This is a genomic window from Nocardia sp. NPDC051463, assembly GCF_040681975.1.
Taxonomy (GTDB): domain Bacteria; phylum Actinomycetota; class Actinomycetes; order Mycobacteriales; family Mycobacteriaceae; genus Nocardia.
On record NZ_JBFBAB010000055.1, the window covers coordinates 1 to 15,648 of the forward strand.

Annotated in this window: 19 protein-coding genes; 3 read left to right on the forward strand and 16 right to left on the reverse strand. The window is 66.1% G+C overall.

The window, feature by feature from the left end; genetic code table 11:
- Positions 1 to 496: 496 nt before the first annotated feature.
- From AB0M74_RS34800 to sigE, 10 genes are all read right to left on the reverse strand, one after another.
- Positions 497 to 1,279 carry an AraC family transcriptional regulator gene (locus tag AB0M74_RS34800; RefSeq protein ID WP_366530561.1) on the reverse strand — a complete coding sequence of 261 codons (783 nt, stop codon included), beginning with the start codon at positions 1,277 to 1,279 and terminating at the stop codon, positions 497 to 499.
- Between the two features lie 755 nt (positions 1,280 to 2,034).
- Positions 2,035 to 2,958 carry a serine/threonine protein phosphatase gene (locus tag AB0M74_RS34805; protein WP_366530562.1) on the reverse strand — a complete coding sequence of 308 codons (924 nt, stop codon included), beginning with the start codon at positions 2,956 to 2,958 and terminating at the stop codon, positions 2,035 to 2,037.
- Between the two features lie 298 nt (positions 2,959 to 3,256).
- The gene (locus tag AB0M74_RS34810; protein ID WP_366530563.1) at positions 3,257 to 3,520 is read right to left on the reverse strand and encodes a hypothetical protein; all 264 of its coding nucleotides are present in this window, start codon (positions 3,518 to 3,520) and stop codon (positions 3,257 to 3,259) included.
- Complete coding sequence (locus AB0M74_RS34815; protein ID WP_366530564.1) at positions 3,504 to 4,049, reverse strand: hypothetical protein; 546 nt, start codon at positions 4,047 to 4,049, stop codon at positions 3,504 to 3,506. Before AB0M74_RS34815 ends, AB0M74_RS34810 begins: the two co-directional genes overlap by 17 nt.
- A 160-nt stretch (positions 4,050 to 4,209) precedes the next feature.
- Entirely contained in the window at positions 4,210 to 4,422 is a 213-nt protein-coding gene (locus tag AB0M74_RS34820; RefSeq protein WP_366530565.1) for a hypothetical protein, read from the reverse strand.
- A 31-nt stretch (positions 4,423 to 4,453) separates the two neighbouring features.
- A complete protein-coding gene (locus tag AB0M74_RS34825) occupies positions 4,454 to 5,308 on the reverse strand; it encodes a hypothetical protein (protein ID WP_366530566.1) in 855 nt (284 codons plus the stop codon).
- A gap of 86 nt (positions 5,309 to 5,394) precedes the next feature.
- Positions 5,395 to 5,811 carry a Sec-independent protein translocase protein TatB gene (gene tatB, locus AB0M74_RS34830; protein WP_366530567.1) on the reverse strand — a complete coding sequence of 139 codons (417 nt, stop codon included), beginning with the start codon at positions 5,809 to 5,811 and terminating at the stop codon, positions 5,395 to 5,397.
- A gap of 33 nt (positions 5,812 to 5,844) precedes the next feature.
- On the reverse strand, positions 5,845 to 7,383 hold the full coding sequence (locus AB0M74_RS34835) for a trypsin-like peptidase domain-containing protein (protein ID WP_366530568.1): 1,539 nt from the start codon (positions 7,381 to 7,383) through the stop codon (positions 5,845 to 5,847).
- Positions 7,384 to 7,393: 10 nt separating this feature from the next.
- Positions 7,394 to 7,819: a hypothetical protein gene (locus AB0M74_RS34840; RefSeq protein ID WP_366530569.1), complete on the reverse strand. Its 426-nt coding sequence runs from the start codon at positions 7,817 to 7,819 to the stop codon at positions 7,394 to 7,396.
- A 61-nt stretch (positions 7,820 to 7,880) separates the two neighbouring features.
- Positions 7,881 to 8,543 (reverse strand): RNA polymerase sigma factor SigE, encoded by a 663-nt coding sequence (gene sigE / locus AB0M74_RS34845; RefSeq protein ID WP_366530577.1) that lies wholly within the window; start codon positions 8,541 to 8,543, stop codon positions 7,881 to 7,883.
- Between the two features lie 388 nt (positions 8,544 to 8,931).
- On the opposite strand from sigE, the gene AB0M74_RS34850 reads away from it, so the two are divergent.
- Positions 8,932 to 9,564: an O-methyltransferase gene (locus AB0M74_RS34850; protein ID WP_366530570.1), complete on the forward strand. Its 633-nt coding sequence runs from the start codon at positions 8,932 to 8,934 to the stop codon at positions 9,562 to 9,564.
- Here the strand turns inward: AB0M74_RS34850 and AB0M74_RS34855 are convergent.
- Complete coding sequence (locus tag AB0M74_RS34855) at positions 9,553 to 9,852, reverse strand: hypothetical protein (protein ID WP_366530571.1); 300 nt, start codon at positions 9,850 to 9,852, stop codon at positions 9,553 to 9,555. The genes AB0M74_RS34850 and AB0M74_RS34855 overlap by 12 nt on opposite strands.
- Positions 9,853 to 10,150: 298 nt before the next feature.
- Here AB0M74_RS34855 and AB0M74_RS34860 point away from each other — a divergent pair, with 298 nt between their 5' ends.
- On the forward strand, positions 10,151 to 10,507 hold the full coding sequence (locus tag AB0M74_RS34860; RefSeq protein ID WP_366530572.1) for a hypothetical protein: 357 nt from the start codon (positions 10,151 to 10,153) through the stop codon (positions 10,505 to 10,507).
- Here the strand turns inward: AB0M74_RS34860 and glgC are convergent.
- Complete coding sequence (gene glgC / locus AB0M74_RS34865) at positions 10,504 to 11,718, reverse strand: glucose-1-phosphate adenylyltransferase (RefSeq protein ID WP_366530573.1); 1,215 nt, start codon at positions 11,716 to 11,718, stop codon at positions 10,504 to 10,506. The genes AB0M74_RS34860 and glgC overlap by 4 nt on opposite strands.
- Positions 11,719 to 11,879: 161 nt before the next feature.
- On the opposite strand from glgC, the gene glgA reads away from it, so the two are divergent.
- Positions 11,880 to 13,037, forward strand: a complete 1,158-nt coding sequence (glgA, locus tag AB0M74_RS34870; protein ID WP_366530578.1) for a glycogen synthase — start codon at positions 11,880 to 11,882, stop codon at positions 13,035 to 13,037.
- 6 nt (positions 13,038 to 13,043) lie between these two features.
- Here glgA and AB0M74_RS34875 read toward each other — a convergent pair whose 3' ends face one another.
- From AB0M74_RS34875 to AB0M74_RS34890, 4 genes are all read right to left on the reverse strand, one after another.
- Complete coding sequence (locus AB0M74_RS34875) at positions 13,044 to 13,862, reverse strand: putative RNA methyltransferase (RefSeq protein WP_366530574.1); 819 nt, start codon at positions 13,860 to 13,862, stop codon at positions 13,044 to 13,046.
- A gap of 19 nt (positions 13,863 to 13,881) precedes the next feature.
- Positions 13,882 to 14,049: a DUF3117 domain-containing protein gene (locus tag AB0M74_RS34880; protein ID WP_011211259.1), complete on the reverse strand. Its 168-nt coding sequence runs from the start codon at positions 14,047 to 14,049 to the stop codon at positions 13,882 to 13,884.
- Positions 14,050 to 14,151: 102 nt separating this feature from the next.
- Positions 14,152 to 14,793 carry a DNA-3-methyladenine glycosylase I gene (locus AB0M74_RS34885; protein ID WP_366530575.1) on the reverse strand — a complete coding sequence of 214 codons (642 nt, stop codon included), beginning with the start codon at positions 14,791 to 14,793 and terminating at the stop codon, positions 14,152 to 14,154.
- Entirely contained in the window at positions 14,790 to 15,110 is a 321-nt protein-coding gene (locus AB0M74_RS34890) for a DivIVA domain-containing protein (RefSeq protein ID WP_366530576.1), read from the reverse strand. Before AB0M74_RS34890 ends, AB0M74_RS34885 begins: the two co-directional genes overlap by 4 nt.
- Positions 15,111 to 15,648: the final 538 nt, after the last annotated feature.

The window sequence follows — 15,648 nt, forward strand, 5'->3', positions numbered from 1 at the left end:
GAACAAGCAAGTCACAACATTCAACGGCGGCAGCGCCATCGCAACACTCCACGGGGTTCAAGGGGTGGGTGTTGCATCCACCCCTTGAACCCAGGACGCGAGGCAACGACCATTTCTCTACGCTCGCTTGCGCTTTGCTTTCTCGGGATGCCACCACAGCCGGCCTGCGAGGGCTATCGGGCGCCGCCGCGCATCTGACAAGCAGCGGGAAGCCCGGTTCCAGCCGGCAACCACCGGAGTGCGGAGGGTTCACCGATCGAGATTGGGTCCTGGTGAGCCCACTATTCGAGGTCAGGGCCGACTCGATCGACCTTGCGCTATTGCTCGACCAGGGCTGGGGTGGGCGTTCTCCAACATCGCCCAGACATGTTCGCGCTCAACGCGCCTCCCGACGGCAGCACTGTCGCCGTATGCCAGCCACCTCCACGGTGAGCTGCGACTCGGCGGGCGCATTCAGATCGCCGAGCCACCGCACTCCGCGACTATCGCAGCGATATCACTGCGTGGGCGAGGTTCCGAGGTCGAAGCGGATTCCGGCACGCAGCATTGTCGTGGCGGACAATCCGATCAGGTCGCGGAAGGTTTCACTGAAGTGGGACGGGGTGGCGAAGCCTGCGTCGATTGCGGATCGGGTGAGGTCGTGTCCGGCCACCGCCTTACGGACGGTGTGGATCATGCGGTTCCACCGCTGATACCCGCGGAATGTGGTGCCATACTGCTGGGTGAACAGCCGTAGGAAATGGGTGGTGGACAAACCCAGGTTCGCGGCTATTCGGTCGGCGCGGAAGGTTTGGGACGGGTCAGTGCGAATAGTGGCGGCGACCTGCTCGATTCGCGGATCGGCGGGCGGTGCGGTACCGGCGATGGCACAGGCGTATATGTGGTCGGGGTTTATCTTCTCGGCTCGGCACCGCTCGACCAATTCGCGTTCCCGGCGGTGGTTTAGTCCGAAAGATCCTGCAGCAGAGGTCATCTCGTCAACAATTGTGGTGGACGGTGCGCCCGCGGGCTCAACGAACAGCGCCAGGATCCACCCCTCGGTGGCGACTATGCGCTGCGTCGTGCGGGCGGGAGCGAAAGAGCTGCCGGTCCGAATCCGCCCATGCGCGCTGGTATGCAGCACAAGCGGCGCGTCCAACCCGACGCTGAGCATCGCGACCGAGGGAGAATGCGAGTCGACGCCGAGATCTGGCCCGACGTATCCGATGTGACCAGGCCGCATCCACGCGACCGGCGTCCGCGCGGGGCCGCGCACTTCAGAAAGCGCGTCAATTGTCACGCCCACCAGGTTAGTCCGGTCGGTTTGAACTCAGAATCGTCGTCATCGACCTTCGGCGGCGGCAGGGCCACAAAAACGTCATATACCCCTACACGCCAGGCGATCAGGTGAGCGTGGGCGTGCACGTCGAGTTCTCGACTCCCCATGGGGTCCAGGATAATTCGGCCCATCCGTTCGTTGTGAGCTACCCGAGATGACGAACACGACGATTCCGGTACCGGTGGGCGGTCGGCCGATCCGAGGCGGTCTCATGGGCGTTATGGCCAGCGGAGGTCTACTCCACCGGCTGTCTCTCGCGTGTCCGCCTAGCTCCTGACGGGCTGAAGCCCGAATGCCAGGACCCGGACTCCAAGGTGCTGTTCGCCACGATCCAGCTTTTAGAAGGACTCGACCGTGAGTTGATCACGGTCGAGTCCGGTGACGGCAAGGCCAGCTCAGTTCCGGTCGGCTGCCGACGCGCGGCGGCGACCCCAGTCCAGCGAGCCGTGGGAGTACATGTGGCCCCTCGAGTATTGGTGGCCACAGGAACGATGGGACGACACATTGACGCTGACGTGGCCAACCGACAACCTTCACCTCGACCTCCCGGTCGACCTCGGCACGCTGAGGACCGCAAGGGATTCGAATTCTGGCTGAGCTGACCAAGGACAAGCCGGCGGAAATCAACAGTTGAATACGGTTCCCTCTCGGTTGGTGTGCAATGGCAGAACACCGAAAGATGTTGTCCGTGCGGAGAGTATCGACACTATCGCGTATTAACCAGCCGGGTATTCCGCGTGGATATCGCCGCCGAACAATTCCCAGTAGAAGGCGTTCGTCTTCGCGGCGGCAGGTGCGTGCCGGGTCAGGATCGAGGCCACCACTGGCGTCACATCGTCTGGGATGTGACCAGCGGCGCACTGACGTACGTACTCGTTGCGGGCGACGGGGCCACCGGTAGTCGGCTCAGGTACTCCGCAGACATCGGTCACCAACCAATTAACCAGTCGCATGGCGGCGTAGTCGGCGTCATGAGTGGCATGGCGTTCGGCGAAGTCGCGCTCGGCGGTCGACAGGTCGAAAAGCGGCGCGGTAGCCAACCCGAAGTCGCTGAGATAGATCAGCTCCCCGTCACTGCGCATATTGCCGAAATGTCCGTCCATATGCAGCAGGTCCCGATTGCCCAGGAACGTCACAATCTCTGAAAACTGTCGCTCGACTGCAGCTGCCTTGCCCGCCGGGTTCTCGCGCAACCAGTCCGACATCGGTTGCGGGATGTATTCGCAGAACAGCATGAGGCTCGACGGTGCGGCGGCCAGCGCTTCGAGTCGGGCACGCACGGCTGGGCAGCCGCCCTGGGCGGCAACCACCGCGTCGATGTCGGCGTGTTCGGCTGCGACCGGCGACCGGCCGGGCAGAACCCGCCAGTGGTAGAGCATCGGGAACGACTGCGTCTCACCAGCCAGAACGCCATCGGTGACAACGATGTTCGCAGCGAGCTCACGCCATGCGTTGAAGCTCGGGCCGCCAGTACCATACTGGCAGAACACTGGCAGGTCGAACAGGTTCGCGGTGGAGCCCCAATGGGCGAGCTCTCGATCGGTCAGCGGGACGTGCTTGGCGAACACCGGCACGCCGTCGGCGTCGAGGACTGTCGAGCCGCCGCCCACTCCCACACCGTTGGACCGACCTGTGGTCATGAGCTCGCCGAGCTCAATGTCGTTGTGAGAAGCCAGGAAAGCCGAGAGTCTCTGGTGGCGGTCGCTCCTGGCAGCTGTCATCGCACGATTCTGGCACCAACCGGGTGGTTGAACGCTTGTAGCGAGGCAGTCCAAGGAAGCCTGCCGCGACTCGACGAGGTGATCCGGGGAATACAGACCAGTTGAAATACAAGTCCATACCAGTCGCGAGCGCCATCAACTGCGGGAGCACGGCACACACGGAACCCACTTAGCTACGCAACGGCTATTCGTCGCTGTCGCGACACTCGGGAGGTGCTCACTCGCGGGTCGCGGTGTGTCCGGCGGGTTGGCCGATCGGCTCGTCGGCGTCGGTGCCGCCTTCCTCGGCCAGGCGTGCCTGTAGGTCCGCGACGGTCAGGCGTTTGCGCGGCGAGCGGGTCCCCAACAGGACCGTGGTCAGCATGATGAGCAGTCCGAGCACGACGACGACAGCACCGACGATGAGCATGTTCACCGTTGCCGCTCCAGGCAGCCGCTCGGTGACATAGCGCGGTGCGTCCGCATCAGCCGAGCACCTCACGGAGCTGGAAACCGGGCGGGATGGTGTCGGTGTGGAAGTAGGTTGCGAATACCTCCGCGGCGTGTTCGGCGGTGAAGACCTCGTCCGCGTACACCCGCAGGAAGTCGGTCCCATCCGGGATACAGACGGTCGGCTCGCTGTCGTGATTGCCGGGCCTGCCGACGACGAAATGTCGCGGTACTCCATCGACGGCTGTCCAGATCTCGATGACCAGTGCCTTCGCCGAGCCGGTGCACTGGACTGCGCCCGCGCCGCGCGCTGTGCCGACGGCCGTGGTGATGTCGGTAGCCGGAATCGGTGACGGCAGCCTGCTCATGTTCACCGAGTAGCGATGGTAGCCATCCAGCCCGCACAGCGGGCGGAGGAAGTTCTCGACCGTCTCATCGGGCCCGATGAACACCTTCAGCCGGTCGTTGTAGGTGACGCGGTGCGTGGCCACCGTCTGCTGTCTTCGGGTTGCCGCGAGCTCGGTCGGGGCCGCCTCGGCCGGGGATGCGGTATGCGCTGTCATCGAACGTCGAAGAATCATCCGGTCCACCTACCACCGATTGGTTATCTTTCAGCTATTGAAGCATCGGTGTAGCAATTTCCGTAACGGAACACGCCCATGGTGTGTGATACGAGTTTCCGGCAGCGGATGGTCTCGGGGTGCGACCGCTTCCGATGCCGAGTCGACTGTCGCGTCCGTGTCAGCTCGGCGCCGCGGCCAAGACAGGTAGAACGCCGCCGACCGGGCGCCGCACCGGCACACCATGTTGGGTGACCACGAGCTGAATCGCCGTCACGGCCTCGCCGCGGAAGTCCACGATGTACCCATCGAAGCGCGGTTGCGGCGCCCGCTCGACCATCGACGGCCCAAAACCGTAGCAGCGCAACCAATACGCCAGTGCGGGACCGGCCACTCCCACATCCGGAAACGGCCTCGGCTACGACTCAGCGCCTGCCGGGCGATGTCGATCTCGGCTCGTGGTCGTGTCGGTAGACGGGAGTGAGTAATTCGGCTTCCTGCGGCTCGCCGGTGGAGCGGTCGTAGCGCACCGCGACGAGCACCGAAAACAGATGGGCGGCTGAACGTTCGTGCAGCGTGGCCAACCGGGTGGCGAGTAGGCGGATGGCGCCGAGTGAACCGGGCGGATGCAGGCCATCGATGATCAGCACGGTGCCGCGACCGTCCGGGCGGGGCAGGCGTGCCAGGTAAGCGATGTCGTGTGGTTCGGGTCCGCCGGGCCGGTACACCCGTCGGGCCGCGCGATCCTCGATACCGCGCCGGGCGTCGCCTGCCCGAGCAACCGCGCGGCGCAGGCGCGGGTCGGCCGTGATCAATTGGCGCACACTGGGGGACAGCTCTGGACCGCCGAGCACGATCAGCCCGTCTCGATTCAGATCGATAGGGCGGCCAGGGAGAAAGTGCTCGACCACGGCAGCGAAACCGAGCTCGTGCAGCAACTCGACAAGTCGCTGTGCCGCCGCGGGATCCGGTGCGCCGAGCACCCGGCCACCGCGTACCTCGGGGGCCAGCACGGTGATCGAGCCATGCCCGAAGAACAATCCCTCCGGTGCCGGACCCTGGGTGCTGACCTGATGAATGCGGGCGCGGGAAAGTCCTGCGGCCGCACCGATTCTGGCGAATGTCCAGCCATCGGCATGGAGTTCCCTGATTACCGCGCGCCGGATTCGGGTGAGTTCGTTGATGGTCTGCTGGGCCGCCGCCACACCATCGGTGGCCGCTTTCAGTCGCTCGACCTTGTTTTCGATTGCGAAAACGCGCGCCACGTCATCGGCCGACATGTGCGAAGTCTAGACAGCTCGGCAGGACCCTGTGTCTAGTCTGGTTGACAGAACCTTGCCCGTTTCAATAATTCGGGCGTCGCTTTTCAGGTCGCGTCCGTGTCGATCGGCGGACGTTCGTTGCGGTCCAACGGCTTTTCCAGCTTCGGCATCGGGTAATCCGGCATCCCACTCGCCGTGCCCAGTAGGTCGTTCTTGTCCGGCACCGCGCTCGCTAAATTGCGCAGCAGCGAATCGTCGCCGTTGAGAAGATGTTTGGTCACCATCGAGCGCGGCGACATCTGGCGCAACTCGTTCAGGTCGGCGAGCGGCTTGCGCAGCTCCTCGAATTCGGGCCCGAGCTCCTGCTGCAGTTGCTGGGTGGCGCCACTGGCGTAGTCGCGCACCTGGCGCAGGCTACGCGTGGTCCAGCGAACCGCGCCGGGCAGTCGCTCCGGGCCGAGGATCACGAGGGCGGCGACGAGCAGGATGACCATCTCGCTCCAGCCGATGTTGCTGAACACAGATCCAGGCTACCCGGGGACCCCAGCCGCAGCTCAGTCGGATTCCAGCGTGACCGGCACGTCCACCTGCCTGCCGTCCCGGATCAACTGCACGTTCACCGTCTGACCGATCTTGCTCGACTGAACCGCGACGACCAGCTCGTCCGGCCCGGTCACCTCGCGGTCACCGATCTTCACGATCACATCGCCCTCGACGATTCCGGCCTTCGCCGCAGGACCGTTGGCCATGACGTCGGCGACAGCAGCTCCGCTCATCACCTCATTCGCCACCTGTTTGCTGCGGGCGCTGAGGCCGATCATCGGGTGGTGCATCTGGCCGTCGCGGATGAGGGTCTGTGCGACCTCGGTAACCATGTCGACCGGAATGGCGAAGCCCAGACCGACCGAACCGCCGGTCTCGCTGCGGATCGCGGTGTTGATGCCGATGACCCGGCCTTGCAGGTCGACAAGCGCGCCACCGGAGTTGCCCGGGTTGATCGACGCGTCGGTCTGCACAGCGTCGATCACGGCCTTGGTGTCGCTGCCCTCACCGGACAGCGCGACCGGACGGTGCAGCGCGCTGACGATGCCGTAGGTGACGGTCTTGCTGAGGCCGAGCGGCGAACCGATGGCCAGCACGTCGTCACCGACCTGGACGTCCTCGGACTTACCCAATTGCGCCACCGTGAGATTCTTCACATCGACCTTCAGCACCGCCAGGTCGGTCTTCGGATCGCGCCCCACGATGTGTGCGGGGACCCGGGTGCCGTCGGAGAAGGTCACCTGGATGGCCGCCCGATTGGACTTGTCCTGAGCCGCCATCGAGATCACGTGGTTGTTCGTCGCGATATAGCCCGCGCCGTCGATCACCACACCGGAGCCGGTCGCGCCGTTGTCGCCGACGGTGACGCGAATCGACACCACCGACGGCAGCACCGCATTGGCGACCTTCGCGATCTGACCGTGTGGCCGCTCGGTGTTATCGGTCTGCTCCAGCGCGACCTTGCGGGAGGTCAGCGGCGCTGCCGCCTCGGCGGTGAGCCTGCCGACCAGTCCACCGAGCACGCCGACCGCCAGCGCGACCACGGCGAGCAGCGCGAGCGCCTTCGGTGTGACGTGGGAACCGAACAGCACCTCACGGGCCGAGAGCTTCTTCGCCTGCGGCAGTGGTGCGGGTTGCGGTGTCGGCACCGCGGGCGCACCCAGACGGGCGCCGGTCGCCGGATCGCGCCACGGATCGGCAGGACCTGCGACCGGTGCGGTGGCGTCGGCCGCGTCGGGGTCACGCTGGAGGAGCTCGGTGGAGCCTTCCGGGCGTCCGAAGGCCTCGGCCAGCACCGCGTCCGGCGGGCGGTTCTGCATGTCGGGGCCCAGATGCGGTGCGGCAGAAACGGTCTGCGGCGCGGTGTACTCGGCGAATGAGCCGGTCTGGCCCGAAGGGCGGCGGAAGGCACGCGCCGTGTGGGTGTCGACATGGGGGCGGTAGACCGGGCGCGGCCCGAGCACAGGCGCGTCCGACGGCCTCAGGTTCCCCCGGTTGGCCGCCGAATCCGGTGTGTCGGCCGATCCGGAGTTCGTCGATTCGGTGGTCACTCGCCAAACTCTACTTGCGCCACCATGTAGTCCACCGGGTCGCGGTGAACGAATCTGTCAGAAAGCCGAAAACCGCCTCGTTGCGTGGGGTCCCGGTTGTCGGCCGCGGCGATCCGTTGGACGCGCCGCCGGGCAGTTCGGCCAGCGGAATGCGGGTCAAGCTGTCATGCAGGCCGGTGGGAATCGACACCTGGCCTGCCCGGCGCAGCGCGATCCTGGCCTGCTGCTGCGCATCGACCTCCGCCGCGCATTCCGGGCAGAGCGAAAGGTGCTGCGCGGCGCGCAGGTAGGCGTTCATCCGCAGCTCGCCGTCGACGTACGCAGCGATCGCCTCGCTCGCCAGATGCTCGGTGGGCTGAAAACGCTGCGGCCTGGCGTGTGCGCGCCCGGGCTCCTCGTGCGACGGACGACCTGACGTGCTGGAGTCGCCACTCATTCGGTGCTCACCCTTCCAACCGACATCATCCAGGACGTGGGTGACGTCGGCACCCGACCGATCACCCTACGTTCGCGTCAGCGGCGAACCGCTCCTCAGATCCATTATGCGCAAGGTAGTCACGCAATGCCTGACGGCCACGGTGGATTCGGCTGCGCACGGTGCCGAGTTTGACGCCGAGGGTGGCGCCGATCTCCTCGTAGGACAGCCCTTCGATGTCACACAGCACCACAGCGGCACGGAACTCAGGAGCCAGCGAGTCGAGGGCGGTCTGCAGGTCAGGGTCGAGTCGGGCGTCGTGATAGGCCTGCTCCGGGCTGGGGCCATCGGCAGGCACCCGGTCGTAGTCTTCGGGCAGCGCCTCCATCCGGATCCGGTTGCGCCTGCGCACCATGTCCAGGAACAGATTCGTGGTGATGCGATGCAACCAGCCCTCGAAGGTGCCCGGTTGGTAGTTCGACAGTGAGCGGAACACCCGGATGAAGGTCTCCTGGGTGAGATCATCGGCGTCTTGGGCGTCGCCGGACAGGCGGTAGGCCAGCCGATATACCCGATCGGCATGCTCGCGGACCAATTCGTCCCAGGACGGCATCACCGATCGGTCACCGGTGGCATCGAACGCGGCAGTGCCGCTCAGTTCTTCCATCGACTCTGCTGCCTTCTCGAATTCGATCGGCAGTGCTTGCTCTGGCAGGGTGGCGTATTCGCGCGCCGCATCGACCATGTGGATGGGGCTACCTCCTACTCGGGACCGCTGGCTCTGGAACTCGGCGTCGATCCGGACCTGCGGATCGTCGCTGACGGGTACAACAGACAACCGGTATGTCCTTGTTCCCGCGTCCCGCGCCCGGCGGTCAGCTGGTCTTGCGTAGCGCTCACTCTCCTTTGTTCCGATATGCCACGGATATGGAGACCCTGAGGGACACCTGAGAATCTGCCGGGAGCGGTACTCCTTGAATCGGATATCGCGTCGTGCGCCGCCGTTGTTGCCTGGTGTGCGGACATAAACCCGAAACCGCGCAATTGCCCGCTGCGGTGTGGCGGAAAGATTCGCCGCACGCAGTTGTGTGCTGGAAACGCGGACATCCGTACTCGCGAGATAGCCTGCTTAGGTGGCATCGAACCTGGAGCGAAATCTCTCCTACGTGGAGGAATCCGTCGTGGAAGACGAGGTTCTCGTCAGTGCGCGCGAACGGGCCACCGAGCTCGGTGCTTCGCCTGTCGCACCGTCGGTGGGGGCGCTGCTGAGTATGTATGCGCAATTGCTCGGCGCGCGGACCGTCGTCGAGGTCGGCACCGGCGCGGGTATCAGTGGGTTGTGGCTGCTGGACGGTATGCGTGAGGACGGGACGCTGACCACTATCGATTCCGAGCCCGAACACCAGCGCGCTGCCAAGGAGGCGTTCCGGACCGCCGAGATCCTGCCCGCCCGCACCAGGCTCATCAACGGTCGCGCACTCGATGTGCTGCCCCGCCTCGCCGACGGCGCCTACGACCTGGTTTTCATCGACGCGGCCCCGCTGGAGCATCCGCAGTACGTCGCACAGGCCGTGCGCCTGTTGCGTGCGGGCGGCGCCATCCTGCTACACAATGCGCTGCTGGGCGGTCGCGTTCCCGACGCCACCCAGCGCGACCCCGCCACTCAGGCCGTGCGCGCCGCCACGCGGGCTATCGCCGAGGACCCCGAGCTCACCAGCGTGCTCATCCCGGTCGGCGACGGCCTACTCTGTGCCTCACGCGGCTAGTTTCCGCCGGCCTTCAATCGGCGGTCGGCGAGGGTCGAGCGGAACCAGAGCGCCCGAAGGCCGAATGCTAGCCGCGCGTATCTGTCGACGACTGCGGGCAGCCAGTGCAACCTGGGTGTCGCGCCAGTCGCGGAAGATCGCGCGGGCCGGCAACGACGTCGACCTGGCGCCGACGGCGTCGGACAGGAGCAGCGAGGCGAACAATCCCGCCTGGCTTTCGTGGGCGTCGTCGTAGTCGGTGCGCGCGAGCACCCGCAGCACGCTGTCGGCGTCGATGTCGGGGAACAACGTCTGCGCGGTGCGGCGTTTCGGTTGCGGCGAGACGAAGCCCGCGTGGTCGAGCAGCAGGTGGGCGATCGCGCTCGGCCCGCCTGATCATGCCCCCGACCCTCGGGCCTGCTGTGGCGGATGTCCAGCTGCGGCACAGTGAGTTTCGGCCGTCGGCATCGTTCGCGCATCACTGCGCCGAAAGGTCCGGATGTTCGGCTGGACCGTTCGTATCCTGAATAGATCGGCTAGTGGGAACGGCTCCCAATGGGCCCGTCGCCAATGCCTGTGTGCCATTCATGAGGCGGGAGGGGTACGAATGCGCCACAACGGGTCGGCGTCGGATATCGGAGGGGCGACCGCGGCGCGGGTGGCCGAGTCGCTCGGATTCGGGCGCGTGGAGGCCACCGGTCACCGCGCGCGGCAGCGACGAGCAGTACTGGATTATGTCAGCGGTGACGTGCATTCGGCTTCCGTCGAGCAGCTGTGGGGCACACCGCTCGACGACGAGCTGGTCGCCGCGGTCCGCACGGTTTCGGTGCACGCCCTGTGGGTCGGACTACTCAGCGCCGGCCTGGGCGCGTCGGCTGCCGCGGCGGCGCTGGTTCGACTGACCGAGGTGGCCGAGCGCGGCATGATCACCGGCGAGTCGAGGGATGCGGATCGAGTCGACTAGACCCACACGCCCTTGCCGACGGTGACGACGCCGCCGTGGCTGACCGCGAAGCGTTCGCGGTCGCGATCCAGGTCGACGCCGATGATTTCGCCCTCGCCCACCACCACGTTCTTGTCCAGGATCGCCCGGCGCACGACCGCACCGCGACCGACGCGCACACCGGGCATCAGGACACTGCCCTCGATCGTTGCGCCGTCGTCGATCATCACATTGGAGCTGAGCACCGAGTTGCGGACAGTGGCGGCCGAGAGAATGCAGCCGGAGCCGACGATGCATTCCTGCGCGAGACCGCCTTGGGCGAACTTCGCGGGCGGCAGATTTTCGGCGGCGCCGCGGATCGGCCAATGCTTGTTGTAGAGGTTGAATACCGGATGCACCGACACCAGATCCATATGCGCCTCGTAGAAGGCGTCGATGGTGCCGACATCGCGCCAGTAGCCGCGGTCGCGGTCGGTGGCGCCGGGGACATCGTTGTCGGCAAAGTCGTAGACGGCGGCCGCGCTCGCTGCGACCAGCGAGGGAATGATGTCGCCACCCATATCGTGGTCGGAGTCGGAATTATCGGCGTCCGCGCGGATCGAATCCACCAGCACCTTGGTGGTGAACACATAATTGCCCATGGAGGCGAATGTCATGTTCGGGTCGTCCGGTGTGCCGGGCGGATGCGCGGGCTTCTCCAGGAACTGGGTGATCCGCCCGGACTCGTCGGAGTCGATGCAGCCGAATGCGCTTGCCTCGCTGCGCGGCACCCGAATGCCCGCCACGGTGACGCCTGCGCCGGAATCGATATGCGCGGCAAGCATCTGCTCCGGGTCCATCCGGTACACATGGTCGGCGCCGAACACCACGATGTAGTCGGGGTCCTCGTCGTAGATCAGATTCAGCGACTGCATGATCGCGTCGGCGCTGCCGGTGTACCAGCGCGGACCGAGTCTCTGCTGAGCCGGGACCGGGGTGATGTATTCGCCACCGAAGCCCGATAGTCGCCAAGTCTGCGAGATATGCCGGTCCAGCGAGTGCGATTTGTACTGCGTGAGCACACACAGTCGCAGAAAACCCGCATTGACAAGGTTGCTGAGGACGAAGTCGATGAGTCGGTAGGCACCACCGAAAGGAACGGCAGGCTTTGCCCGATCCGCGGTGAGTGGAAACAAGCGCTTGCCCTCGCCACCGGCGAGCACGATCCCGAGTACGTGCGGCTGGCTCCTCACATCTGCCAAACTACCGCGCCGCGCGGGCGAGAGTGGCCCCCTGCGACCCGAGCGTCTAGTTTGAACCGGTGAGTTTCGGCACGGAGGGCGCGCGCTCGACGGCAGGATCCGGGCAGGAGCGAACCGACTACGGCCTCGCGCAGGACCGGCTTCGGGTCGCGATGTTGACGCGCGAGTATCCGCCGGAGGTGTACGGCGGTGCGGGCGTGCACGTCACTCAGTTGGCCGCACAATTGCGGCAGTTGTGCGAAGTGACCGTGCATTGCATGGGCGTGCCGCGTACCGAAGCGGTGGTGCACCAACCGGATCCGATGCTCTACGCCGCCAATGCCGCGTTGCAGATGATGTCGGCCCAGCTGCGGATGGCCGATGCCGCGGGGCAGGTGGACGTGGTGCATTCGCACACCTGGTACACCGGGCTCGCCGGGCATCTCGCCGCCACGCTGTACGGGATACCGCACGTGGTGACCGCTCATTCGCTGGAGCCGCGCAGGCCGTGGAAGGCCGAACAGCTCGGCGGCGGCTATCGGCTCTCGTCGTGGTCGGAGCGCAATGCGGTCGAACATGCCGACGCCATCATCGCGGTGAGTGAGGGCATGCGCCACGACGTGCTCGACGCCTACCCGGCGATCGACCCGGACCGGGTTCATGTGGTGCACAACGGCATCGACGCCGCGGTCTGGCATCCCGGACCGCCCGCGACCGGCTCCCCACCGATCCTGACCGAGCTGGGGGTGCGAACCGACCGGCCGATCGCGGCCTTCGTCGGCCGGATCACCCGGCAGAAGGGCGTCGGGCATCTGCTCGCCGCGGCACGATATTTCGATCCGGAGATCCAGCTGGTGCTCTGTGCGGGCGCGGCCGACACCAGAGAGCTGGAAGCGGAGGTGTCCGCGGCCGTCGCCGAGTTGCAGCACAACCGCGCCACGGTGTTCTGGGTGCGCGAGATGCTGCCCACCGAGCAGATCCGGCAGATACTGGCGGCCGCAACGGTCTTCGTCTGTCCTTCGGTGTACGAGCCGCTCGGCATCGTGAACCTCGAGGCGATGGCGTGCGCGACGGCCGTGGTCGCCTCCGACGTCGGCGGCATCCCCGAGGTCGTCGCCGACGGCGCGACCGGACGATTGGTGCACTACGACCCGAGCGCCACGCCGGATTACGAGCGGGCACTGGCAGCGGCGGTGAACGAGGTTGCGGGCGATCGGGTTCTCGCCGCCGAATTCGGCGCCGCAGGCCGTGCGCGGGCGATCGCCGAATTCGACTGGCTTCAGATCGCTGCCCGCACGGTCGAGGTCTACGAGCAGGTCCGCAAACCCTAAGCCCGCCTAGCCGACCGGTTTGCGATAGCAGGACACCAGAACAGACGCGGTGACCTCGACAGTCTCGGGCATGGCCGCGATGCGTGGGTCGTCGGCGCGGTCGGCATGGTGTCCGGAGGGGCCCATCGCGACCACGTTGGCCACGTCGGCCCGATCGAGTTTCATCGAGTATTCGACGAGAGTGCGGTCGATGGCATCGAAATGACCGGACATGGCCGCACCGAGCCTGCGATCCTTGTCCGGGTCCACCGTCAGCATGCCGAGCGGCGCGATCAGCTCGGCCAGATGGCGTTCGGTGGGGGTGGCGACGACAAAGCTGCCGTCCACGGCGAGTGCGCGGGCGACCTCGCCGGGATTGCGTGGCGCGAATACCGAGAGCACCCGACTCAGCGCACCGTCCCGGATCGGCAGTCCGCGCCAGGCGTCGGCAAGCACCGATGCGGCGCGCGGATGCACGCGAGCGCTGCGCCGAGCCGCGGGCTTCGCCACATCCAGCGCGACCCCGCGGGCGTCCGGCGCGGCGTCGAGCACACCGGCAAGGTAATAGCCGGTGCCTGCGCCGACCTCCAGCACCGTGCCGGACGTCGAACCGATCGCCGCGGCGACCGCAACGGCGATCGGCGCGAAATGTCCCTTACCTTGGAATGCGGCACGCGCGTCGAGCATCGCCGCGGTATCACCGGTCATCTTGGTCGACGCGCCGGTCAACAGACTGACGTAACCCTGCCGGGCTATGTCGAAGCTGTGTCCGGCTCCGCAACGCAGCACCCGATCCTGCGGCTCGAAACCGAGACCACATTCGGGGCAGGCCAAAAGGCCGGCCACATCAGCAAGCGCCGAGCGACTAGCTGGTGACACTCTTCAATTCGTCACCCAGCGCTGCTGCCTCATCCGGCGTGAGCTCAACGACCAAACGCCCGCCACCCTCGAGTGGAACCCGCATGACGATTCCACGCCCTTCCTTGGTTGCCTCGAGGGGACCGTCCCCGGTGCGGGGCTTCATGGCCGCCATCCTCTGCTCCCTCCAGATCTGCGCGGTATGCTGCGCACTTTCTTGGAACTCCAGTTGTCACCAACCAGCGAGCTCGCCGGCATTTGGCGAGCTACACCGGTCCTATTCTTCCCTATCGCCGTTGTGGACGGATACCTGAGTTCGAAATGTGACCGCTCGGCCTGTGTTGGACAGGTCACCATCGACCCAGCAATCGGCCAGGTGATCGTCAACCATTCCGGTCGCCTGCATCAGCGCGTAGGCGGTGGTCGGGCCGACGAAACGGAACCCGCGCCGCTTCAATTCTTTTGCCAGAGCTACGGATTCGGTGGTGATCGCGGGCACATCGGCAAGCTGCCGCGGGCGCGGGCGCGGCGGCGGTGCGAACGACCAGATCAGCTCGTCGAGACCGACATCGAGGTCGAGGGCAACCCGCGCGTTGGAGATGGCGGCGACGATCTTGGACCGGTTGCGCACGATGCCGGGGTCGGCGAGCAATCGCGCCACATCGTCGTCGCCGAACTTCGCCACCTCGGCGATGTCGAACCCGGCGAACGCGGTGCGGAAGGCGGGGCGCTTACGCAGGATGGTGATCCACGACAGCCCCGATTGGAACGCCTCGAGGCAGACGCGTTCGAACATGGCGTCCGCACCGTGTAGTGGCCTGCCCCATTCGTGATCGTGATAGTCACGGTAGAGCTGGGAGGCCTCCGACCACGGACAGCGGATCCGGCCGTCGCCCGCGGTGTCGCCGTCGGCGCTCACTTCGGTTCCCGGGTGACCGGAACCTGGGGCTGGGCGCCGCGCGCCTCGGCCAGCTGCAGCTGCAATTCGTCGATCCTCGCGGCGAGCCGCGTCAGCGCCCAGTCGACCTCGCCTGCTTTGTAGCCGCGCACCACTTGCTGAAAGCGCAGCGCACGCACATCCGCACCGGAGATGCCCTCGACGGGGAGTACGGTCGCCGTCGTGCCCTCCGGTATCGGTCCGAGCTCCTCCGACCGTCCGAACACCGCACTGGCGACCAGAAATAGCACCGCGGCCACCAAGCCGACGATCAGCACATACAACAGCAGCGTGAGCATGGCACCGAGCTTATTGGCACCCCCCGATACCGGGCACATCTCGTCCCGCGGAAATCAGCCGTCGAGATCACGCGCGGCGATCGACTCGTGCGACGGCAGGGTGAGTTCGCCGCCGACCTCAGCACACCGGACCAGTGGCATACACCCGGCAGGGCGTGCGCACGAGCGAGGCACAGCGCACCGACAGCCTGCCTCACGCTACAAACGACATCTCGCGCTGAGTCGAGCCTGGACGACGGCCAGTCTTCATTTGGGAGTGTGGGGTGATGACGCCACGAGGTGAGTCTGTGCAACGCCACCACCGCCAGTCTGCACGCCGGAAGCTGTGTGCCTGTCTACTCGAGTTGCGCAAGAGAGAGCCGAGTACGGCACACGACGTACCAAGCACCGCCCTGGACCACCCCAACGTCACCTCGCGCACCAGACCGGTCCGAGCTGGGCGCGTTCCAGGAACAACCCACCACGATCCCGCCCACAACGGTTCGCTCACCAGTGAACTACCGGGCAGTGCTGGGCGCGTCGGGTGCCGTCCCCGACT

Bases quoted from the DNA above. Each gene is read 5' to 3' on its own strand.
- AB0M74_RS34805 (WP_366530562.1), bottom strand. From the start codon at position 2,958: ATGACCACAGGTCGGTCCAACGGTGTGGGAGTGGGCGGCGGCTCGACA.
- AB0M74_RS34815 (WP_366530564.1), bottom strand. From the start codon at position 4,049: ATGATTCTTCGACGTTCGATGACAGCGCATACCGCATCCCCGGCCGAG.
- AB0M74_RS34825 (WP_366530566.1), bottom strand. From the start codon at position 5,308: ATGTCGGCCGATGACGTGGCGCGCGTTTTCGCAATCGAAAACAAGGTC.
- AB0M74_RS34840 (WP_366530569.1), bottom strand. From the start codon at position 7,819: ATGAGTGGCGACTCCAGCACGTCAGGTCGTCCGTCGCACGAGGAGCCC.
- sigE (WP_366530577.1), bottom strand. From the start codon at position 8,543: ATGGTCGATGCGGCGCGCGAATACGCCACCCTGCCAGAGCAAGCACTG.
- AB0M74_RS34860 (WP_366530572.1), top strand. From the start codon at position 10,151: ATGCGCCACAACGGGTCGGCGTCGGATATCGGAGGGGCGACCGCGGCG.
- glgA (WP_366530578.1), top strand. From the start codon at position 11,880: ATGTTGACGCGCGAGTATCCGCCGGAGGTGTACGGCGGTGCGGGCGTG.
- AB0M74_RS34880 (WP_011211259.1), bottom strand. From the start codon at position 14,049: ATGGCGGCCATGAAGCCCCGCACCGGGGACGGTCCCCTCGAGGCAACC.
- AB0M74_RS34890 (WP_366530576.1), bottom strand. From the start codon at position 15,110: ATGCTCACGCTGCTGTTGTATGTGCTGATCGTCGGCTTGGTGGCCGCG.